This window comes from Cellulosimicrobium sp. MI9406, assembly GCF_040595865.1.
Classification (GTDB): domain Bacteria; phylum Actinomycetota; class Actinomycetes; order Actinomycetales; family Cellulomonadaceae; genus Cellulosimicrobium; species Cellulosimicrobium funkei.
Window position 1 is genome coordinate 361996 of sequence record NZ_JALIZI010000003.1, and the last position, 20127, is coordinate 382122.

Consider the following 20127-nt stretch of genomic DNA (forward strand, 5'->3'; position numbering starts at 1 on the left):
GGGCGGGGCCTCGGGCCTACCGTGGAGGTGCGGTCGGGAACCACGGGTCGCCGCGGGTGCACCGAGGACCGGTCCGGGACCGGCCGCCGCGCACCGACCGGTGCGCGCGGCACGACGGACGAGGTGAGCACGATGAAGGCGGCGCGGTACCACGGCAAGGAAGACCTCCGGATCGAGGACGTCCCGGAGCCCGAGACCCGGCCGGGGACCGTGAAGATCCGGCCCGCGTGGACGGGGATCTGCGGCTCGGACCTGCACCTCTACCTCGAGGGCCCGTTCCCGCCGGCGCCGTCGGAGACGCAGCCGCACCCCCTGTCGGGCGAGACGCTGCCCGTCGTGTTCGGGCACGAGTTCTCCGGCGTGGTCGAGGAGCTCGGCGAGGGCGTCGAGGGCCTCGCGGTCGGGGACGCGGTCGTCGTCGAGCCGTTCATGGTGTGCGGCGAGTGCCCGCCGTGCCGCGACGGGCTCTACAACGCGTGCGTGAAGATGGGCTTCATCGGCATCTCCGGCCGCGGCGGCGGGCTGGCGGAGCACGTCGTGGTCGAGCCGCGGTGGGTGCACCCGGTGGGCGACGTCCCGCTGGACCAGGCGGCGCTCATCGAGCCGCTGGCCGTCGCGTACCACGGCGTCCGCCTCTCCGGGGCGCAGGCGGGCGACACGGTCCTCGTCGGCGGCGCAGGTCCGATCGGCCTGCTCACGTGCGCCGTGCTGCACGCGATCGGGGCGCGCGCGATCGTCACGGAGGTGAGCGGGGCGCGCAAGGCCAAGGCGCTCGAGACCGGGGTGGCCGACGACGTCCTCGACCCGCGCGAGGTCGACGTCGCCGCGCGCGTCCTCGAGCTCACGGACGGCCGCGGCGCGGACGTCGCGATCGAGTGCTCGGGCGCGCAACCTGTGCTCGACACGCTGACCCGCGCGCTCAAGGCGGGCGGCACGCTCCAGATCGTGGCGCTGTTCTCCGAGCCGCCGACGCTCGACGTCATGACGGTCCTGCTCCGCGAGCTGACCATCAAGGGCGCGATCGGGTACGCGGACGACCACCCGGCCGTGATCCGGCTCGTGCAGGAGGGCAAGGTCGACCTCGCCCCGTTCGTGACGAGCCGCATCGCCGTCGAGGACGTCGTGGAGAAGGGGTACCGAGAGCTCATCGACCACAAGGACGACCACGTGAAGATCGTCGTGTCGGTGTGAGACGGCGGCCCGCGGCCCCCACCGTCCCCGGGGGCCGCGGGCCGCGCTGCTCGACCTGCGGTGCGCGGCGGGGCGTGCCACGGTGGAGGAGCACCGCAGCACCCGGCCCCGGGAGGCCCGCATGGACGTCCTCGCCGCCCACGGCGACGCGATCGGCGCGTTCGACGCGCTCGTGCGCCCGCTGCGCGACGACCGGTGGCCGCTCCCCACGCCCGACGCGGACTGGACCGTGCGCGACCTCGTCAACCATGTCACGGCCGAGCAGCTCTGGGCGCCGGAGCTCCTCGCGGGCCGCTGGATCGAGGACGTCGGCGGCGTCTTCGACGGCGACGTGCTGGGCGACGACCCCGTCGACCGCTGGGTCGACGCGTCCGTCCAGGCGCGCGAGGCGTTCCTCGCGCCGGACGCCCTCGACCGTCGCGTGCACCTCTCGTACGGCGACGAGTCGGGCGCGGAGTACTGCGCGCAGATGACGTTCGACCTCGTGGTGCACGCGTGGGACCTGGCCCGGGCGACGGGCGGGGACGAGGAGGTCGACCCGGCGCTCGTCGCGTGGGCGCTGCGCTACGCCGAGGCGCGCTCGACGTTCCTCGAGCCCGGCCCGCTCTTCCGCGGTCCCCTCGACGTCGACGACGGCGCCGACGACCTCACGCGCCTCCTCGCGCTCACCGGCCGGGCGCGCTGACCGCCGTCGCACGACGACCGGGTGAACGTCGGCGGAACGTCCGGCGCGCGGCGTCCTGCGCAGGACGGCCGGGCGCGCCGCGCGCGAGACTGGCCCCATGCCGCTCGACCGCACCGCACCCCGGACGCCGGCGGAGCCGCCCGGCGCACCGCGTCGCGCCCGTCTCCTCGAACCGGTCGCCGACCGCGCGGGCCGGCCGCTCGTCGTCGGGCACCGGGGCAACTCGTCCGTCGCGCCGCAGAACACGCTCGCGGCGTTCGAGGCGGCGTGGCGCGCGGGCGCGGACGCGATCGAGCTCGACGTGCACCTCACGGCCGACCGGCACGTCGTGGTGCTGCACGACGACGTCGTGGACGAGACGACGGACGGCACCGGCCGCGTGGACGGACTGACGCTGGCGCAGGTCCGCGCGCTGGACGCCGGGTCGTCGTTCGCGCGGGCGTTCGCGGGCCAGCGCGTCCCCACGTTCGAGGAGGCGGCGCGGTTCGTCGCGGAGCGGCCCGGGCTGGAGCTGCTCGTCGAGCTCAAGGGCGTGTGGTCGGCGGACGACGCGGCGCTCGTGACGGGGGTCGTGGACGCCGCCGGGATCGGGGACCGGGTGGTCGTCCAGTCGTTCTGGCCGCCCACGGTCGCCGCGCTGCGCGACGCCGCGCCGCACCTCGACCGGGCGCTGCTGCTCGCGCTGCACCCGGACAGCCTGGACGAGCTGGTCGCAGTGTGTGCGGACCTCGGGGTCGTGGGGTGCCACCCGGAGGTCGCGCTCCTCGCGCACGAGCCGGGCCTCGTGGAGACTCTGCGCGACGCGGGCCTGCGCGTGCACGTCTGGACCGCGGACACGCCGGACGAGTGGGACGACCTCCTGGTCCAGGGCGTCGACGGCATCATGACCGACCGACCCGACCGCCTCGTCGGCTGGCTCGACGCGCGGCTCGGCCCCGCCGTGCACGCGGGCGCCCGAGAGGTGGACCTCGCCGCGTCGCCCTAGCCTCGACGGATGAGCGCGACGACCCCGCCGACGCCCCCGGGCGCGCACCCGCCCGGCACCGCGACGAGCCCTGCCGCGACCGGCGGCGCGCCCCGGTCGCCCGCGGTGTGCGTGCTCGCCTTGACCCCGTTGCTCGCGATCGAGATCGAGCCCGCCGGGCCGACCGAGACGTCGCCCGAGGTGCACGTCCACCCGGGCGGGCAGGGCCTGTGGCTCGCGCGCATGGCCTACTCGCTCGGGGCGCACGTCGTGGTCTGCGGGCCGTTCGGCGGCGAGACGGGCAGCGTCGCGGCGCACCTCGCCCGCACCGAGAACCTCGAGCTGCGCACGGTCGGCACCGGCGGCAACGGGGCGTTCGTCCACGACCGGCGCAGCGGCCAGCGCACCGAGCTCGTGACGATGGATCCCTACCCCCTGAACCGGCACGAGGTCGACGACCTCTACAGCACCGTCCTGGTCAGCGCGCTCGACGCGGCCGTCACGATCCTCACCGGCTCGGAGACGGCCGTCGGGGTCCCCGCGTCGTTCTTCCGGCGCCTCGCTCACGACCTGCACGCCTCGGACAGCCAGGTCGTCGCGGACCTCTCCGCGGACCAGGCCCGGGCCGTCGCCGACGCGCCGGGGGTCGTGCTGAAGATGAGCCACGAGGAGCTCGTCGAGGGCGGCTTCAGCGACGACGAGTCCGAGGAGTCGCTCCTGCGGTCCGCGCGCGCCATGGTCGACGCCGGCCCGCGCGCGCTCGTCGTGTCCCGCGCGCACGACCCCTCGCTGCTCGTCACGCGCGAGCACACGTACCGGGTCACGACGCCCCGCGTCACGACCGTCGACCACCGCGGCGCGGGCGACTCGATGACGGCGGGGATCGCCGTCGGGCTGGGGCGCGGGCTCGAGCCGCCCGACGCCGTCCGCCTCGGCGCCGCAGCCGGGGCGCTCAACGTCACGCGGCGGGGCCTCGGGACGGGCCGCCGCGACCAGATCGAGCGCTTCGCGCGCAGCGTCACGGTCGAGGACGTGACCTGACGCCGGCCCGCGGAGCGTGGCCCCGCACCAGAACCCGGACCCGAACCCTCAGGAGGACCGCGTGCGCGCACTCGTGACCAACGACGACGGGATCGACTCCCCCGGCCTGGCGGTGCTCGCCGGGGCGGCGCTCGACGCCGGGTACGAGGTCGTCGTCGCGGCGCCCGCCCGGGAGTCGTCCGGGGCGAGCGCCGCGCTGCTGGGCGCCGAGCGCGACGGCCGGCTCGCCGTCGAGCCGCGCCGCGCGCCCGGCCTGCCCGACGACGTCACCTCCTACGCCGTGCGCGCCGCCCCCGCGCTCATCGCGTTCGTCGCCGCCTACGGGGGGTTCGGCCCGCGGCCCGACCTCGTGCTCTCGGGCGCCAACAAGGGCGCGAACACCGGCAACGCGATCCTGCACTCGGGCACGGTGGGCGCGGCGCTGTCCGCGATGACGCACGGCATCCGGTCGCTCGCCGTCTCGGTCGACGCCGCCGAGCCGCGGCACTGGGACACCGCGCGGCTCGTCACCGACCACGTGCTCGCGTGGATGGGCGGGAGCGACGCCGCCGAGGTCCCGCTCGACCGGCGCACGCTCAACGTCAACGTGCCCGACGTCGCCCCCGACCGCCTGCGCGGGCTGCGGCAGGCGCCGCTCGCGTCGTTCGGCCTCGTCCAGGCGAACATCCACGAGGACGGCGACCGGCACCTCGTGCTCCAGTACTCGGGCACCGAGCGGCACTCCGAGCCCGACTCCGACACCGGCCTGCTCACGCGCGGCTGGGCCACCGTGACGCTCCTCGTCGCCCCCTACGCAGACGCGAGCCTGGCGATCCCGCCCCTCCCCTGACGACTCCCGCCGTCGAGCACGGGGTCCGCGACCGTGTCTCGGCCGATCCGGTCGTCAACCGCGTGCTCGACCGTCGCCGGTGTCGTGGTCGGGGGTCTCGTCCGGCACCTTCTCGTGCTCGGCGGTGCGCTCGCGCTCCTCGATGACGTCCTGACCGGGTCCGGCGAACGCCCGCGAGCGCTCCTCGCCCTCGGGCGTCCCGCTGAAGAAGGCGGACTCCGCGGCCTCGGGCAGGTCGTCGTCGTGCCCCACGGCGGGCAGCGGCCGGGTGCTGCCCGGCGCCTCGGCGTCGACGCCCCCGTCCGCCGCGGTCGGCCCGGTGGGGCCGGGACGGCCCGCGCCGTCGTCCGGGCCCGGCACCACCCCGACGAGCCGCGTCGGGTCCTCGCTCGGCGCGGCACCCGCACCGCGCCCCGCGCGCCGGATCGTGCCGAGGACGACGGGCGCGTCGGCACGGCGCGCACCGCGCTCGGCGGGGAGCCGGGGCGGTCGCGCCGGGGCGACGGGACCGCCGTCGTCCGTGGCGTCGCGGCCGGGGCCACCGGGCGCGTCGGCCCCGTCCGGCGCGCCGAGCCCGTCGCGCTCGTCCGGCCCGTCGAGGTCCAGGGCGTCCACCGCGCGCTCGAGCCGCGTGCGCGGCAGGCCCTGGGGCGCGGCGCGCTGCAACCAGTCGACGAGTCCCTCGCGCACGAAGCACCGCAGGTCGAACAGCGTCGGGGCGTCGTGCGCGCTGACGAGCGCGCGCACGCGCACGAGGCCCCCGACGGCGTCGGTCACCTGGAGGATGCCGACGCGCTCGTCCCACAGGTCCGTGAGCCCCAGCAGGCGCCGCAGCTCGGCGCGCATGGGGCCGACCGGCACCTCGAAGTCGAGGTCGAGCTCGACCGTGCCCAGCAGGTCGGCCGCGCGCCGGGTCCAGTTCTGGAACGGCGTCGTCGTGAAGTAGGTCGACGGCATGATGAGCCGGCGGTCGTCCCACAGGTGCACGACGACGTACGTCATGGTGATCTCCTCGATGCGCCCCCACTCGCCCTCGAGCACCACGACGTCGTCGACGCGGATCGCGTCGGTGAACGCGATCTGCATGCCCGCGAAGACGTTGGCGAGCGACGTCTGCGCCGCGAGCCCCGCGACGATCGAGATGAGCCCGGCCGACGCGAGCAGGCTCGCCCCCGCCGCGCGCGCGGCGGGGAACGTCAGCAGGATGCCCGCGACCGCGCACACGACGATCACCGCGACGGTGAGCCGCCGCAGCACCGTGATCTGCGTCCGGACGCGGCGCGCGTGCCGGTTGTCCGCGGTGTCCATGCGGTAGCGCTGGAGCGCGGAGTCCTCGAGCACGAACGCGATCGCGCCCACCCACCACGCCCCGACCACGATGAGCGCGATGAGCAGCAGGTGCTCGACGGCGGGCCGCCACGGCGTCCCGGCGTCGGTGGTGACGCGCACGGCGATCCAGACGGCGACGACGGTGAGGACCGCGCGGTCCGGCCGCCGGAGCCGTCGCGACAGGTCCCGGGCCAGCTCGCTGCGCCGCCCGGCCCGCCGCACGACGGCGGAGATCACCGTCCCCAGCACGAACGCCAGGACCACGCCCGCCGCGACCGCACCGAGGGTGAGCAGGACGTCGGTCGTGTTCTCGAGCTCGGTGTCCATCCCCCCAGGCTAGGCAGGGTGCGAGACCGTCACCTCCGGGCCGCGCGACGGACGCGGGGCGCCCGGGACCGCGGGGGGCGGGCCAGCCACGGGGCGAGCACCTGCGTCACGCGCGGCAGCACGAGGTAGGTCATCACGGGCGTGAGGACGAGCGTCGTGGCGAGCACGCGCGGGACGACCGGCACCGCGTCCCACGCGGGGACCAGGCTCCCGACGAGCACGGTGAACGCGAGGTTCACGGGGAAGAACCCGAGCCAGATGCTCACGGACTGCTTCCAGCGGGGCGGCGCCGCGGCGACCGCCGCGCCCGACGATGCGCCCGACGACGCGCCCGGCGTCGGGTCGTCGAACCAGCCCTCGATGCCCGTGCGGCGCTCGACCCGCGTCTCCTCGACGAGGTCCCGGCCTCGCGCGAGCCAGCCCACCCGGTCGGGCGAGGTCTCCCAGGCGTCGAGCGTCGCAGCGTCCGCGAACCGGTAGAGCATGTGCCAGTCGTGCGACCCGGCCGAGGCGCGCACCCAGCCGGAGCCGAGGAAGCCCGGGTAGCGGTTGGCGAGGTTGACCCCGTCCTGCACCCAGCGCGTGACGGCGGGGACGTTCTCGGGCCGGACGCGGCGCTCGATCGCGACGGTCACGGGACCGGCGCCGGTGCGGGCCGGGCCGGAGCGGGGTCGGGCGGGCGGGCTCGGGGGCAGGGCGCGGGCGGGGTCGCCGCCGGTCCGCCGCACGTCCCCGGGGACGTCGTGGGTCATGGGACGAGTGAACGCGGCGGGTGTTTCCGGGTCGTGAACGCGCGCGGGCGCGGGACGGATCGTCCCGCGGGTCGGGACGCGAGCCGACGCGCGCGGCGGCCGGGCCGGGCCTACCGTGGCAGGCATGATCTCGTGGGAGCTCGCGCTCGCCCTGCGCGACGCGGGCGTGCGGTGGTCCCCCGCCTCGGGCGACCGCTTCCGCCTCCTCACCACCGGTGCCGACGGCGACGTCTTCACCGTGAGCGACATGACCATCGAGCCGCACGAGTTCGACACCGGCGTCGTGCTCGGCTTCAACGGCACGACGGAGTGGGCGCTCGACTCCGTCGCGCTCGAGGACGCGCTGTGGCACCCGCTGGAGGACCAGCTCCGCGAGCTGCTCGGCGGCACGTTCCGCGCGCTCGAACGGACCGCCGACGGGTACGTCGTGCGCACCGAGGTCCTCGGCGAGGCGGCCGAGCACCGCGCCGCCGACGCGGCCGACGCCTACGCGGACGCCCTGCTCGCGCTCGTCGCCGTGAGCACGGAGGGCCCGCCCTGACCCGCCGCCGGCACGCGGCCTGGCTCGACGACGTCCGGCGTGCCCCGGGCGTCGTGCGCCGGGTGCTGCGCGCGCTGGGCGACGAGCCGCCCCTCGCCGTCGAGCCCGAGCCGCCCGAGGTCTCGCCCGACCTCGTGCCCCTCCTGCGCGAGCTCGGGACGGCGCTCCTCGACTCCGGCCGCTCGGTCACGGACGTCGAGGACGACCTCGAGGCGGTCGCCCGGCGGTCGGGCGCCTCGACCGTCGGCACCCTCGTCCTGCCGACGGGCGTGTTCGTCCGGGTGAGCACCGAGAGCGGCGCGGTCGCGGACTTCTCGGCCGCGGAGGCGAGCGGTCTCAACCTCGACCAGATCGGGGCGCTCATGACGCTCGTGCGCCGCCTGCGCACGTCGGACGTCCCGCTCGCCGACGCGCGGGCCCAGCTGCGCGCGATCGTCGCCCGCCCGCCCCGGTTCGGGCCCGTGCTCACCGTCGTCGGGCACGGGCTGCTCACCGTCGGGTTCGGCCTCGTGCTCAACCCGACGGGCCCGCTCCTGCCCGTCTACCTCGCGCTCGGGCTGCTCGTCGGGGCGCTGCGCTGGCTCGGCACGCGCTGGCCGACGCTCGCGACCGCCCTGCCCGTCGTCGCGGCGTTCGTCGTCACGCTCCTCGCCGTGGACGTGGTGCACCCGTGGCTGGGCGACGACCCGCTGAGCGTGCTCGTCCCGCCGCTCGTGTCGTTCCTGCCCGGGTCGGTGCTCACCGTCGCGGCGATCGAGCTGACGAGCAACCAGATCGTCGCGGGGGCGAGCCGGCTCGTCTACGGCGTCGCGCAGCTCCTGCTCCTCGTGTTCGGCGTCGTCGCCGGCGCCGCCGTCGGGGGCCCGCTCGTCGCGGCGCCGCAGGGCGACCACCTCGGGTGGTGGGCGCCGTGGGTGGGGATCCTCGCCGTCGGGCTGGGGCAGATGCTCTTCGCGTCGTCGCCGCGCGGTTCGCTTCCCTGGGTCCTGCTCGTGCTGCTGGGCGCCTACGCGGCCCAGCTCCTGGGGTCGCTCGCCGCGGCGCCCCTCGCCGGGTTCTTCGGGGCGCTCGTCATCGCCCCGCTCGCCGCGCTCGTCGAGCGCTCGCGGCACGGGCCGCCGGCGGCCGTCACGACGCTGCCCGCGTTCTGGCTCCTCGTGCCCGGCGCCCTGAGCCTCCTGGGTCTCTCCGACCTCGTGAACGGGGGCCCGGAGGCCGCGCAGGAGATCGCGAACGCGGTCGTCGCCGTGTTCGGGATCGCGCTCGGGACGCTCGTCGGCTCGGCGGTCACGCGCGACGCAGGACGCGTGACACGTACCCTCTTCACGTCCTGAGCACACGGTCCCCACGTCATTCCCGGGGCTTCCCCTCGTGAGCCCACCCCTCTGGACGTCCGTCTAGTTGAAGATGGAACAGCCGACAGGCCTCCGCGGTCCACCCCGAGACCGTGCCTGTCGGCGTCGTGGTGAGAGGGCGCGCTCGCGTCCCGCCCGACCGCACGCCGTCGTGGTCACCCCGCGCTCCCCTGCGCAGGTGCCCAGGGACCGGAGCGCGCCGCGCTCGATGCCCGCGACCACGACCCGATGATCGGATCGTCCGCTTGACCACTGCACAGCACCTCACGTCCACCCCGACCGGCACCACCGGCGCGTACCCCGCCGTCCGCGGCGAGGCGCGCTAGATGGGCCGCCACACCGCGCGCCGGGCCTCGTTCCCCGCCGCACTCGTCTCCGCTGCCCGCCGTGGCACGCACGGGACCGGCTCTGCCGCGCCCCGGCGCCGCCGCACGCTCGGGACCGGCGCCGCCGTCGCGGCCGTCGCGCTCACCGCGAGCACCGCCGCGGCGGCCTTCGCCGACGGCGCGGCGCCGTCCGCGGCGACCGACGCGACCGAGGCGGCGCCCGCCGGCGCGCCGACCCCCGGCACCGCGGTCGCCCCCGTGTCCCTCGGGACGTCCGCCGCCCCGGCGACGGCCGACCCGGCGACCGTCGACGCCGCGGGCGACGTGCTCGTCCGGGCCCAGTTCCTCACCGGGGAGGGCGCCGCGGCGCTCACGCCCGAGCAGGTCGCCCAGATCGAGGACGCGCGCACGCGGCTCAGCGAGGCCGTGTCCGAGGCGTCCCCGTCCGAGGACGCCACCACGCTCCTCGGCTCCCCCGCGGGCTCCGGGCTCGCGAGCCCGGACGACGGCGCCCCGGCGACCACCGAGGAGCCCGCGACCGACGACACGCTCACCGCCGCGGAGACGCTCGGCGCGAGCGTGCCCGCGCTCGACGGCCGCGCCGACGACCGTGCGAGCCGGTCCTCGGCCCGCACGCCGCTCGACGAGCTCGAGGCCGCGGTCCCGACGCTCGGCACCGCGACGCCGGACCTGGCCACGGCGCCCGACGACGCCACGCCCGGGACGGACGCCGCCGCGCCGTCGGCCGGCGCCGACGCGGCGACCGAGTCGCCCGAGGAGGACGCGGCGGCCGCGGACACCGCGACCGACGCGCCCGACCTCACCACCGGCACGACGGACGCGACCACCGACGCCCCGGTCGCCGACGCCGAGGCACCGGCGGACCCGGCGGCTCCCGCCGGCACGGAGCAGATCGCCGCGCTGACCGCGGAGCTCACGACCCTGCTCGACGCCGCCGGCTCGGGCGTGACCGTCCAGGTCGTGCCCGGACCGCCGTCGGCCGAGGAGGTCGCCGCCCAGCTCGACCAGTGGGCCACGTCCACCGCGGGCTACGGCAACGGGCAGATCCCGGCGAGCGCGCTGTGCGAGCTGTCGTTCGCGCCCGGCGAGCAGCTCCGCTGCGACGCCGCCCACCAGATCGAGGCCCTCAACGAGAAGTACCGCGAGGCGTTCGGCGCGAACCTGTCCGTCACGGACTCGTACCGCTCGTACGCGTCCCAGGTCGCCGTGAAGGCGTCCCGCGGCTACTTCGCGGCGCCGCCCGGCATGTCGAACCACGGCTGGGCGCTCGCGCTCGACCTCGGCGGCGGCATCCAGAGCTACGGCACCGCGCAGTACGAGTGGATGCGCGCCAACGCGCCGGCCTACGGGTGGGAGAACCCCGAGTGGGCCCGCGCCGGCGGCTCGAAGAACGAGCCCTGGCACTGGGAGTACGGCGACATCTCCTGACGAGCCGCTCCCCCACGACGACGGCCCCGGCACCGCGACGACCTCGCGGACCGGGGCCGTCGTCGTCCGTGCCCGGCGACGCGGGGCGCGTCAGGTGAGGGCGTCTGCGAGGAGCAGCATCGTCACGAGGAACCCGGTGACGAGGTTGAGCCACAGGAACGCCCGCCACCCCGCGTTGGCGCGCTCGCAGTCGTCGTCGCGCACGTCGCGGAACCGCAGCACGTTGAGGGCGTACGGCAGCGGGAGCAGCGCGGCGAGGACGCCGGGCCACGGGAGCACCGCGAGCACGACGGCCGCCCCGACGTACGCCGCCGCCGCGGCGAGCACGGTCGCGTGCGCGCCGATCGCCGTCGCGACGGACGCGATGCCGCCCTCGCGGTCCGCGCGCACGTCCTGCACGGCGCCGAACGCGTGCGACGCCATGCCCCAGAGCACGAAGCCGACGAGCACGGGCCAGACGGCGCGCGCGGAGAGGTCCGCGTCGACGAGCACGAGCGCGTACAGCAGCGGCCCGGCGAAGTGCATCGCGGAGGTGAACGAGTCGAGGAACGGGCGCTCCTTGAACCGCAGCCGGGGCGCCGAGTAGGCGACGACGCCGAACACCACGAGCGCGAGGACCGCGCCCGCGAGCGGGTCGCCGAGGAGCAGGAGCGCGACGAGGAACGGCACGTTGGTCGCGACGCACGCGCGCAGGATGCGCCGGTGCGTGACGCGCGCGGTCGCCGGGTCCGCCAGCGCACCCTCGATGCCGCCCTTGCGCGGGTTCCGCAGGTCGCTCGCGTAGTCGAAGACGTCGTTCACGCCGTACATGAGCAGGTTGTACGGCACGAGGAAGTACAGCGTCCCGACGACGAGCGCGAGGTCGACGCGGCCACCGGTCGCCACGAGGTACCCCGCGGCGAAGGGGTACGCGGTGTTGATCCAGGAGAAGGGCCGCGACGCGGCGAGGACGTCCTTCACCGGTCGTCCTCCGTGGCACGCCCGAACCCGCGGCCGGCGGTGCGGTCGCGACCGCGGGCGCCGAGCACCGTCCACAGCACCGGCATCCCGAGCGCGGCGGCGAGCGCGTACGCGAAGTCCTCGAGCGGCGCCCCCCACAGGTAGACGCCGAGGATCTTGTCCGGGTGGTAGACGTACAGGTCGGCGGCGATCATCAGCGTGTCGAACACGAGCGTGAGCACGCACATCACGACGGCCGTCCACACGAGCGGCCCGGGTCGCAGCCGGCGCAGCACGCGCCACGACACCGCGACGAGCACCGCGAGGACGATGACGTTGAGCACGATGTTCGTCACGCGTCGTCCTCCCCGGCGCGGCGGGCCGCGAGCACGCGCTCGGCGCCCCGCCAGACGAGCAGCGCGTTGTAGCACAGGAGCGTCAGGAACACCGCCTCCTCGACGGGGAGGTCGGGCGCGAGCAGCAGCCCGGTCATCCAGGGGCTCTCCCCGCGCGCGAAGATCCCGAGCGCGAGACCCGCGACGTCCCACGCGAGGAACCCGACGACGCCGAGCCCGACCGTGAGCGCGGCCCGCCGCGGGTCGGACCAGAACGCGAGCCGGAACCGGCGGTCGAGCACGGCGAGGCCGCCGAGCGAGACCGCGAGCGCACCGAGGTAGGCGAGGCCCGTCACCGGCGGACCGCCACCGGCCGGTCCGCCGGCCGGAGCCGTTCGGGCCGGCGGCTCGCGGCGAGGAAGCCCTCCCGCAGCGGCTCGGGCAGCGGGTGCGCGGACGTCTCGCCGAGCAGCCGCTTGGCGACGAGCTCGGCGCTGATCAGGCACATCGGCAGTCCCACGCCCGGGATCGTGCCACCTCCGGCGTGGTAGAGCCCGTCGACACGGCGGGACGCGTTGCCCGGGCGCCACAGCGCGGACTGCCGCAGGGTGTGCTCCATGCCGAGCGCGCCGCCGCGCCACGCCGAGAGCTCGGTCGCGAAGTGCGCCGGCCCGAGCACCCGTCGCGTGACGACGCGCCCCGGGAGGTCCTCGACCCCCGCCCAGCGCCCCACCTGGGCGAGGTAGCGGTCGGCCAGCCCTTCGAGCGTGCGCTGCGACGGCTCGTCGCCGCCGAGCGCCGGGTCGGCGGGGAACGGCACGAGGAGGAACAGGTTCTCGTGGCCGGGCGGCGCCGCGGGGGCGGCCGACGTCGGCCCGTCCGTCGCGCTCGTGCGCGACACGTACAGCGACGCGGGCTCCGGCACGCGCAGGCCGCGGGGGTCGCTGCGCCGGTCCGGGCCCAGCACCGCGTCGAAGTTGGCGGGCCAGTCCTTCGTGAAGAACAGCGAGTGGTGCGCGAGCTCGGGCAGCTCGCCGCGGACGCCCGCGAGCACGAGCAGCGCCGAGATGCCGGGGCCCTTGTCCTCCCACGTCGCGGCGGGGAGGTCGGCCCAGCGCGGCTCGAGGAGGGCCGTCTCCGTGTGGTGCCGGTCGGCGGCCGACACGACGACGTCCGCCTCGACGAGCTCGCCCGACGCGAGACGCACCCCGGCGACCCGGCCGCGGCGACCGCCGCCGGGCACGACCTCGATCCCGGCGACGTCCGCGCCGGTGCGCACCTCGGCGCCCGCGTCGCGCGCGAGCCGCTCGACGGCCTCGATGAGCGTGTACATGCCCCCGCGGGGGTACTGGACGCCGTCGACGAGGTCGAGGTGGCTCATGAGCGAGTAGAGCGCGGGCGCGCGGTAGGGGGACGACCCGAGGAACACGGCGTGGTACCCGAGGAGCTGCTGGAGCCGCGGGTCGTGCACGGCGCGCGCGGCCCGGTCGGCGAGCGACTCGCGCAGGAGCCCGGCCAGGCGCGGCAGCCGGCGCAGCACCGCGGGCGAGAGCGCCCGGTCGGGGCGCTCGAACGTCGTGTAGAGGAAGTGGTCGAGCGCGAGCCCGTACGCCTCGCTCGCGTCCTCGGCGTACGCAGCGATCCGGCCGCCGGAGCCCGGCTCGATCGCGTCGAGTCGCGACCGGTTGACCCCGGGGTTGCCGGACAGCTCGAACGTCGACGCCGCGCCGTCCGCGCCCGGCTCGAAGAACACCCGGTACGCCGGGTCGAGCGGGACGAGGTCGAGGTGGTCCTCGACGCGCGCGCCGAACAGCCCGAAGAAGTGCTCGAACACCTCGGGCATGAAGTACCAGGACGGGCCGGTGTCGAAGCGGAAGCCGTCCACCTCGAGCGTGCCCGCGCGACCGCCCACCTCGTCGTGCCGCTCGAGCAGGGTGACGCGGGCGCCGCCGCGCGCGAGCAGGGCGGCGGTGGCGAGCCCGGCGATCCCCCCTCCGACGACGACGACGCGCGGAGGCCTCACGCGAGCACCTTCCGCGGGCGCGGGGAGCGGGCGGACGCCACCTGGCCGAGGAGCTGGCCGCCGGCGGCGCGCGCCGCGAGCGCGACCTTCATCGTGTCCGGGATGCGCACGCGCGCACGCAGGATGTCCTCCGGCGGCGTCGCGGCGAGCCGCGCGAGGAGCCGCTCGTAGACGGCGACGGTCGCGGCCACGGCGATGCGCGGGCGCACCGGGAGCCCGGGGAGCGCGACGCGGGCGGCGGCGAGGTCGCCCTCCACCTCGCGGCAGAACGCCTCGACGTCCCGGCGGCGCAGTCGGCCGGGGACGACGCCGGGCAGGTAGGCGCGCCCGAGCTCGTCGTGGTCGGTGCGCAGGTCGCGCAGGAAGTTGATCTTCTGGAACGCCGCGCCGAGCGCGCGGGCGCCCCGGACCAGCACCGGGTCCGGGACGTGCAGCGGCTCTCCCGGGCGGCGCCGCGCGTTGAGGAACACCGCGAGGCACATGAGGCCGACGACCTCCGCCGAGCCGTACACGTACCGCTCGTAGCTCTCGCGGTCGTGCACGCGCACCGTGAGGTCGGTGCGCATCGAGGCGAAGAACGGGTCGACCTCGTCGTGCCCGAAGCCGCAGCGGCGCGCGGCGCGGGCGAACGAGTGGACGACGAGGTTCGTCGACCAGCCCCGGTCGAGCGCCCGCGCCGTCTCCGCCTCGAGCTCGTCGAGGAGGTCTGCCGCACCGTCGCCGCGGCGCGTGTCCACGACCTCGTCGGCGATCCGCACGAGCCCGTACACCGCGTCGATCCCGTCGCGGGTCGGCGCGTCGAGCAGGCGTGCGCCCAGCCCGAACGAGGTCGAGTACGCCGCCAGCACGACCCGGCTCGTGCGTGCGGCGGTCAGGTCGTACAGCCGTGCCGGGTCGCTCTCGTCGCCCACGTCGTCGTCCCGCCTTCCGTCGCCGGGGCACCTCCCCGGTCAATCCTCAGCATGCTGAGGGATATAGGGTCGCACGGGACGCCGGATTTCACACCTCGGAGGCGGCCTCGCGCGTCGTGTCGATGCGGCGGGGCCCGGCCTGCCAGGCCTCCCACGCCGACGCGATGATCTCCGGCAGGCCGTTCGTGGCGCGCCAGCCGAAGAGCTCGTTGATGCGGCGAGGGTTCCCGACGAGCTGCGGCGGGTCGCCCGCGCGGCGCGGCAGGACCTCCGGCGTGACGTCGAGCCCGCTGACGCGCCCGATCTCGTCGATCACCTCGCGCACCGAGGAGCCCTCGCCCGTGCCGACGTTGAAGACGTCGAACGGACGCTCGTCCACGTCGAGGTACTCGAGCGCGGCGAGGTGGGCCTGCGCGAGGTCGAGGACGTGGATGTAGTCCCGGATGCACGTGCCGTCCGGCGTCGGGTAGTCGTCCCCGAAGATCTTGGGCCGCTCGCCGCGCTCGAGGCGGTCGAGGACCATGGGCACGAGGTTGAGCACCGCGGGGTCGCCCAGGTCCGGCCAGCCCGCACCGGCGACGTTGAAGTAGCGCAGGGCGACGAACCGCAGCCCCCACGCGCGGCTCGCGGCCCGGCCGAGCCACTCCCCCACGAGCTTCGTCTCGCCGTAGGGGTTGATCGGCTCGGCGTGCAGCTTCTCCTCGACCAGGGACACCGACGGCATGCCGTACGTCGCCGCCGACGACGAGAAGACGAGGCGGTCGACGCCGGCCGCCTGCATCGCGGTGACGAGGTTCGTGAAGCCCCCGACGTTCTGCTGGTAGTACCAGGCCGGCTTCTCGACCGACTCCCCCACCTGCTTGCGCGCCGCGAAGTGGACGACCGCGCGCACGTCGTGCTCGGTCATGGCGCGGGTGAGCACGTCCACGGCCTCGGGCGACGCGACGTCGACCTCGACGAGCACCGCGTCGCCGACCCGGTCCGCGCGGCCCGTGCTCAGGTCGTCGACCACGACCACCTTCTCGCCGCGCTCCTGCAGGAGGCGCACCACGTGCGCGCCGATGTACCCGGCTCCGCCGGTCACGAGGATCGTCATGGCACCACCCTAGTGCGCGCGCCCCGCCCGGCGGCGGCCCGTCCCCAGGGTGTCCGGGTCGCGCGCCGAGGGGGCAGGCCGACCGCCCTCAGGCGTGTCCGTGCGCCTCGCGGTCGCGCAGGGCGGCCGTCTCGAGCTGGAAGGTCGAGTGCTCGACGGAGACCGGGAAGTGGTGGGCGACGCACGTGCGCACGCGCTCGACGATCTCCAGCGCGTGCCCGTCGCGGAAGCACGCGTCGTCCACGACGACGTGCGCCGAGATGGTCGGGAGCCCCGTCGCGACGGTGGAGGCGTGCAGGTCGTGGACGTCCTCGACATGGTCGAGCGAGAGGATGTGCCGCCGGACGTCGTCGAGGTCCAGGCCCTCGGGCGTGAACTCCATGAGGACGGCCGTCGCCTCGCGCAGGAGGCGGAACGCGCGCGGCACGATGAGGACGGCGATGAGCAGGCCGGCGATCGCGTCGGCCCGCTGGTAGCCCGTCGTGGCGATCACGACGGCGGCCACGATGACCCCGACGGAGCCCAGCGCGTCGTTGACCACCTCGAGGAACGCGGCCCGCAGGTTGAGGTTCGCGCGCCGCCCGGACGCCAGGACCGCGATGGCGACGAGGTTCCCCACGAGGCCGACGATCCCGAACACGAGCAGCTCGGAGGAGGGCACCTCGGGCGGCTCGAGCAGGCGCCGGACGCCCTCGACGGCGGCGTACGCGCCGACGGCGAGGAGCAGCGCCGCCTGCGCGAGGGCCGCGAGCACCTCGACACGACGGAAGCCCCACGTGCGGTGCTTGGTCGCCGGGCGCAGCGCGAGCGACGCCGCGACCAGCGCGACGGCCAGCCCGATCGCGTCGGTGAGCATGTGCGCCGTGTCCGTGAGGAGCGCCAGGCTCCCCGTGAGCACCGCGCCGACGGCCTGGACCGCGAGGATCGTCGCGGTGATGCCGAACGCGACGGCGAGCCGCCTGCGGTGGTCGGGCGCGTCGAAGCCACCTGCGCCGTGGTCGTGACCCGCTCCCATCGATCCTCCATTCATCGGTGTGTACCGATGATATCGATGAACGCCGATGTTTTCTAGGCGGGGTGCGCCGTGACACGCGTCACGCGCAGGGGTCAGGGGGCGAGGGCGACGTGCTCAGCGTCGGCGAGGAGGTGCGCCACCTCCGGCCGCACGAGGCGGTACCAGGACGACCGGCCCTCCCGCCGCACGGCGACGACCCCCACCTCGCGCAGCGTGGTGAGGTGCTCCGAGACGGTCGACTGGGCCAGCCCGAGCTCGCGCGTGAGGTCGACGACGCGGCGCTCCGAGCCCGTGAGCAGGTGCACGATCGCGAGGCGGCGCGGCTCGGCGAGCGCGTGGAGCAGGCGCGCGACCGCCTCGTGGTCGTGCGCGCCGTCGTGCCGGGGGTCGCTCGCGGCGCTCGTCGTCACCCGCCGATCCTAGCGATCGGCAGGCCCGGACCGCCCGGGATCAGCCCCAGCCGAGCTCGTGCAGCCGGTCGTCGTCGATGCCGAAGTGGTGCGCGATCTCGTGGACGACGGTCACCGCCACCTCCTCGACCACGTCCTCGCGCGTCTCGCAGATGGCCAGCGTCGGGTTCCGGAAGATCGTGATGCGGTCGGGCAGCGCGCCCGCCGCCCACATGTGGTCGCGCTCCGTGAGCGGCACCCCCTCGTAGAGTCCGAGCAGCTCGGGGTCGTCGTCGGGCGCGTCGTCCTCGACCAGCACCACGACGTTGTCCATCTGCGCCGCCAGGTCCTCGGGGACGAGGTCCAGCCCGTCGCGCACGGCGTCCTCGAACTCGGCTCGCGTCATCTCCACCACCCGCCCATCCTCCCCCGCGCGGGCGGCGCATCCGACGAGGAGCCCCCGGCGGCGCCGCTGTACACTGGCCGACGTTCCTGAGCCCCCATCGTCTAGCGGCCTAGGACCCCGCCCTTTCACGGCGGTAGCACGGGTTCGAATCCCGTTGGGGGTACGCGAGATCGCGTCGGGACCGGTGGTCGCCGGCGGATTTACGGATCGGCTCACCGGTACGGTACGATCCTCTCGGTTCGAATGCGGGCCACCACACCACCAGGCCCACTGGTGAAATCGCCGGGTTCCCTGGTGTTAGGGTGTGTCTCGCACAGAACAGCAAGGCCCTGTAGCGCAGTTGGTTAGCGCGCCGCCCTGTCACGGCGGAGGTCGCGGGTTCAAGTCCCGTCAGGGTCGCGTGAGGCGAAGAGCCCGGTCGGCATCGGCCGGCCGGGCTCTTCCCCCATGGCTCTGTAGCTCAGTTGGTAGAGCGTTCGACTGAAAATCGAAAGGTCACCGGATCGACGCCGGTCGGAGCCACCGAGAGACCCCCGCCCGGGATTCCGGACGGGGGTCTTCTGCGTCCCGGGCCCGCGCGGCGTCCCTCGCGCGGCCCTCCTCGCCGCCGGGCACCGCTCGCACCCCCGGGGAAGTTGCGCGCCGACCCCGGTGCCGGTTGAGTGGTGGGGGATCACCTGCGGAAAGGCTGAGAGATGAGCGACTGGATCGACGGGCGCATCCCGCCCGAGGAGCAGAAGCCGACGGTCGGACAGCTCGTGGAGCGCTTGTCCGAGCAGGCGACCCGGCTCGTCCGCTCGGAGATCGCCCTCGCGAAGGCCGAGCTGACGACGAAGGCGAAGCACGCCGGCATCGGCATCGGCCTGCTCGTCGTCGGCGGCGTGCTCGTGCTGTACGGCCTGGGCTTCCTGCTGCACTCCGCCATGGAGGGCCTCGCGACCGCCATGCCGCTGTGGCTCGCGGCGCTGATCGTCGGCGGCGTCCTCGTGCTGGTCGCCGGTACGCTCGCGTTCGTCGGCGTCAAGCAGCTCCAGCGGGGCGTGCCGCCGACGCCGACCGGTGCGGTCGAGAGCATCAAGGAAGACGTCGCGACCATCAAGGAAGGACTGCGCCCGTGAGCGGAACCGGCGAGACCCCCGACCCCCAGCTCTCCCCGTCCCAGCTCGAGGACGAGATCGCGCGCACCCGCAAGGAGCTCGCGGGGACGATCGACGAGCTCACGACGCGGCTCGACCCGCGCGTCCAGGCCAAGGCCGCCGCGCAGCAGGCGAAGCAGGCGGCGAGCGACACCGGGGCGTTCCTCTCCGGCAACGGGCTGCCCGAGGAGGACCCGGACCGGTCCCGCAACGTCAAGCTGCTGCTCGGCGCCGCCGTGGTCGGCGTCGCGCTGGTGGCCGCGGCGATCCTCCGCCGCCGCTCGTAGCGACCCCGTCGACGAACGCCGTCGACCCCGCGCCGGTGATCTACCGGACGCGGGGTCGGCGGCGTTCCGGCGTGCGGGAGGGTTCGGCGACGCGCGGGGCGTCCGGCACGCGGGGAGGGTTCGGGGACGCGGGGCGTCCGGCGTGCGGGAGCGTCGCACGCGCGCAGAGCTGGGTGGCAAGGCCGGCGGCGACAGAGGGCGCGCGTCGAGCCGGCGCCCGTTCGGGTGCGCGCCGCCACGTCGGCGCGCCGCGGGCCGTGGGCGGGGCGCGACCCCGGGGTCAGGACTTGTCGGTGCCGTCCGCGGGCTCGCTCGCGGCGCCGAGCAGGGCCCGGACCTCGGACTCGCGGTAGCGCCGGTGGCCACCGAGGGTGCGGATCGACGACAGCTTGCCCGCCTTCGCCCAGCGGGTGACGGTCTTGGGGTCGACGCGGAAAAGGCTGGCGACCTCGGCGGGCGTGAGCAGAACCTCGGACTCCCCGTGCATGGACATCACGACACCTCCTCCTGGTACGCGCTGGTCCGGCAGATACCCCGGATCACGACGACAGCACGACGCCAGTACCTTCCATTGTCGCAGCATGCGGATTTCGGGCGACTTGACGGACGGGTGAATTAGGCGCTCTATGGTCGGATCGGCCGGATAGGCGCTCCTGCGGCATACGAGAGCGTTGCCGCAGGTGGTCCGCGGGGGCCCTCCGCACCGCCGGACCCGGTCCGAGCGAGGCCGCGCGGTGGAGACTGTGTGACGGTAGGCACGTCCACGGCTCGACCAGGGGCTCTGAGTGGATGGAATAGGCC

22 protein-coding genes and 3 tRNA genes are annotated in these 20127 nt (G+C 75.4%); 13 read left to right on the top strand and 12 right to left on the bottom strand.

All coding sequences use genetic code 11. The annotated features are described in order from the left end of the window. The first annotated feature begins 132 nt into the window (after window positions 1-132). From MT994_RS07225 to MT994_RS07245, 5 genes are all read left to right on the top strand, one after another. Window positions 133-1191 (top strand): 2,3-butanediol dehydrogenase, encoded by a 1059-nt coding sequence (locus MT994_RS07225; RefSeq protein ID WP_354805854.1) that lies wholly within the window; start codon window positions 133-135, stop codon window positions 1189-1191. A gap of 121 nt (window positions 1192-1312) precedes the next feature. Next, a complete protein-coding gene (locus tag MT994_RS07230; protein WP_061269353.1) occupies window positions 1313-1876 on the top strand; it encodes a TIGR03086 family metal-binding protein in 564 nt (187 codons plus the stop codon). Window positions 1877-1973: 97 nt separating this feature from the next. Further along, window positions 1974-2861, top strand: a complete 888-nt coding sequence (locus tag MT994_RS07235; RefSeq protein WP_354805717.1) for a glycerophosphodiester phosphodiesterase family protein — start codon at window positions 1974-1976, stop codon at window positions 2859-2861. A gap of 9 nt (window positions 2862-2870) precedes the next feature. Then, on the top strand, window positions 2871-3881 hold the full coding sequence (locus tag MT994_RS07240; protein WP_354805718.1) for a PfkB family carbohydrate kinase: 1011 nt from the start codon (window positions 2871-2873) through the stop codon (window positions 3879-3881). Between the two features lie 61 nt (window positions 3882-3942). Then, the gene (locus MT994_RS07245) at window positions 3943-4710 is read left to right on the top strand and encodes a 5'/3'-nucleotidase SurE (RefSeq protein WP_354805719.1); all 768 of its coding nucleotides are present in this window, start codon (window positions 3943-3945) and stop codon (window positions 4708-4710) included. A gap of 54 nt (window positions 4711-4764) precedes the next feature. On the opposite strand, the gene MT994_RS07250 is transcribed toward MT994_RS07245, so the two are convergent. Together MT994_RS07250 and MT994_RS07255 are read right to left on the bottom strand one after the other, a co-directional pair. After that, complete coding sequence (locus tag MT994_RS07250; RefSeq protein WP_354805720.1) at window positions 4765-6366, bottom strand: mechanosensitive ion channel domain-containing protein; 1602 nt, start codon at window positions 6364-6366, stop codon at window positions 4765-4767. A 29-nt stretch (window positions 6367-6395) separates the two neighbouring features. Beyond that, the gene (locus MT994_RS07255; protein ID WP_354805721.1) at window positions 6396-7118 is read right to left on the bottom strand and encodes an antibiotic biosynthesis monooxygenase; all 723 of its coding nucleotides are present in this window, start codon (window positions 7116-7118) and stop codon (window positions 6396-6398) included. A 124-nt stretch (window positions 7119-7242) separates the two neighbouring features. On the opposite strand from MT994_RS07255, the gene MT994_RS07260 reads away from it, so the two are divergent. The 3 genes from MT994_RS07260 to MT994_RS07270 all read left to right on the top strand — a co-directional run bounded on the left by MT994_RS07260 (window position 7243) and on the right by MT994_RS07270 (window position 10789). After that, complete coding sequence (locus MT994_RS07260; RefSeq protein ID WP_034654403.1) at window positions 7243-7659, top strand: hypothetical protein; 417 nt, start codon at window positions 7243-7245, stop codon at window positions 7657-7659. A gap of 53 nt (window positions 7660-7712) precedes the next feature. Beyond that, window positions 7713-8993 carry a threonine/serine exporter family protein gene (locus MT994_RS07265; protein ID WP_354805722.1) on the top strand — a complete coding sequence of 427 codons (1281 nt, stop codon included), beginning with the start codon at window positions 7713-7715 and terminating at the stop codon, window positions 8991-8993. A gap of 347 nt (window positions 8994-9340) precedes the next feature. Continuing rightward, the gene (locus MT994_RS07270; protein WP_354805724.1) at window positions 9341-10789 is read left to right on the top strand and encodes a M15 family metallopeptidase; all 1449 of its coding nucleotides are present in this window, start codon (window positions 9341-9343) and stop codon (window positions 10787-10789) included. Between the two features lie 90 nt (window positions 10790-10879). Here MT994_RS07270 and MT994_RS07275 read toward each other — a convergent pair whose 3' ends face one another. The 9 genes from MT994_RS07275 to MT994_RS07315 form a co-directional block, all read right to left on the bottom strand. Beyond that, window positions 10880-11749 (bottom strand): prenyltransferase, encoded by an 870-nt coding sequence (locus MT994_RS07275; RefSeq protein WP_211932145.1) that lies wholly within the window; start codon window positions 11747-11749, stop codon window positions 10880-10882. Continuing rightward, window positions 11746-12084, bottom strand: a complete 339-nt coding sequence (locus tag MT994_RS07280; RefSeq protein ID WP_354805726.1) for a lycopene cyclase domain-containing protein — start codon at window positions 12082-12084, stop codon at window positions 11746-11748. Before MT994_RS07280 ends, MT994_RS07275 begins: the two co-directional genes overlap by 4 nt. Further along, on the bottom strand, window positions 12081-12419 hold the full coding sequence (locus MT994_RS07285) for a lycopene cyclase domain-containing protein (protein WP_031317163.1): 339 nt from the start codon (window positions 12417-12419) through the stop codon (window positions 12081-12083). Before MT994_RS07285 ends, MT994_RS07280 begins: the two co-directional genes overlap by 4 nt. Continuing rightward, the gene (crtI, locus tag MT994_RS07290; protein ID WP_354805727.1) at window positions 12416-14086 is read right to left on the bottom strand and encodes a phytoene desaturase family protein; all 1671 of its coding nucleotides are present in this window, start codon (window positions 14084-14086) and stop codon (window positions 12416-12418) included. The genes MT994_RS07285 and crtI overlap by 4 nt, the downstream gene beginning before the upstream one ends. Beyond that, entirely contained in the window at window positions 14083-14997 is a 915-nt protein-coding gene (locus MT994_RS07295; protein WP_354805728.1) for a squalene/phytoene synthase family protein, read from the bottom strand. The genes crtI and MT994_RS07295 overlap by 4 nt, the downstream gene beginning before the upstream one ends. Before the next feature lie 88 nt (window positions 14998-15085). Continuing rightward, a complete protein-coding gene (galE, locus tag MT994_RS07300; RefSeq protein ID WP_144681913.1) occupies window positions 15086-16093 on the bottom strand; it encodes a UDP-glucose 4-epimerase GalE in 1008 nt (335 codons plus the stop codon). An 88-nt stretch (window positions 16094-16181) separates the two neighbouring features. Continuing rightward, entirely contained in the window at window positions 16182-17108 is a 927-nt protein-coding gene (locus tag MT994_RS07305) for a cation diffusion facilitator family transporter (protein ID WP_354805729.1), read from the bottom strand. Between the two features lie 92 nt (window positions 17109-17200). Continuing rightward, the gene (locus tag MT994_RS07310) at window positions 17201-17518 is read right to left on the bottom strand and encodes a metalloregulator ArsR/SmtB family transcription factor (protein ID WP_021481595.1); all 318 of its coding nucleotides are present in this window, start codon (window positions 17516-17518) and stop codon (window positions 17201-17203) included. Between the two features lie 40 nt (window positions 17519-17558). Further along, window positions 17559-17903 carry a metallopeptidase family protein gene (locus tag MT994_RS07315; RefSeq protein WP_074805895.1) on the bottom strand — a complete coding sequence of 115 codons (345 nt, stop codon included), beginning with the start codon at window positions 17901-17903 and terminating at the stop codon, window positions 17559-17561. Between the two features lie 90 nt (window positions 17904-17993). Between MT994_RS07315 and MT994_RS07320 the strand changes: the two genes are divergently transcribed. The 5 genes from MT994_RS07320 to MT994_RS07340 all read left to right on the top strand — a co-directional run bounded on the left by MT994_RS07320 (window position 17994) and on the right by MT994_RS07340 (window position 19326). Continuing rightward, a tRNA-Glu gene (locus tag MT994_RS07320) sits at window positions 17994-18066 on the top strand. A gap of 162 nt (window positions 18067-18228) precedes the next feature. Next, window positions 18229-18302: transfer RNA gene (locus MT994_RS07325), tRNA-Asp, on the top strand. Window positions 18303-18352: 50 nt separating this feature from the next. Continuing rightward, a tRNA-Phe gene (locus MT994_RS07330) sits at window positions 18353-18425 on the top strand. 173 nt (window positions 18426-18598) lie between these two features. Further along, window positions 18599-19021, top strand: a complete 423-nt coding sequence (locus MT994_RS07335) for a phage holin family protein (RefSeq protein ID WP_021481597.1) — start codon at window positions 18599-18601, stop codon at window positions 19019-19021. Further along, window positions 19018-19326 (top strand): DUF3618 domain-containing protein, encoded by a 309-nt coding sequence (locus MT994_RS07340; protein WP_021481598.1) that lies wholly within the window; start codon window positions 19018-19020, stop codon window positions 19324-19326. The genes MT994_RS07335 and MT994_RS07340 overlap by 4 nt, the downstream gene beginning before the upstream one ends. Window positions 19327-19606: 280 nt before the next feature. Here the strand turns inward: MT994_RS07340 and MT994_RS07345 are convergent, their stop codons facing one another. Continuing rightward, window positions 19607-19819 carry a BldC family transcriptional regulator gene (locus MT994_RS07345; RefSeq protein WP_021482113.1) on the bottom strand — a complete coding sequence of 71 codons (213 nt, stop codon included), beginning with the start codon at window positions 19817-19819 and terminating at the stop codon, window positions 19607-19609. Between the last annotated feature and the right edge of the window lie 308 nt (window positions 19820-20127).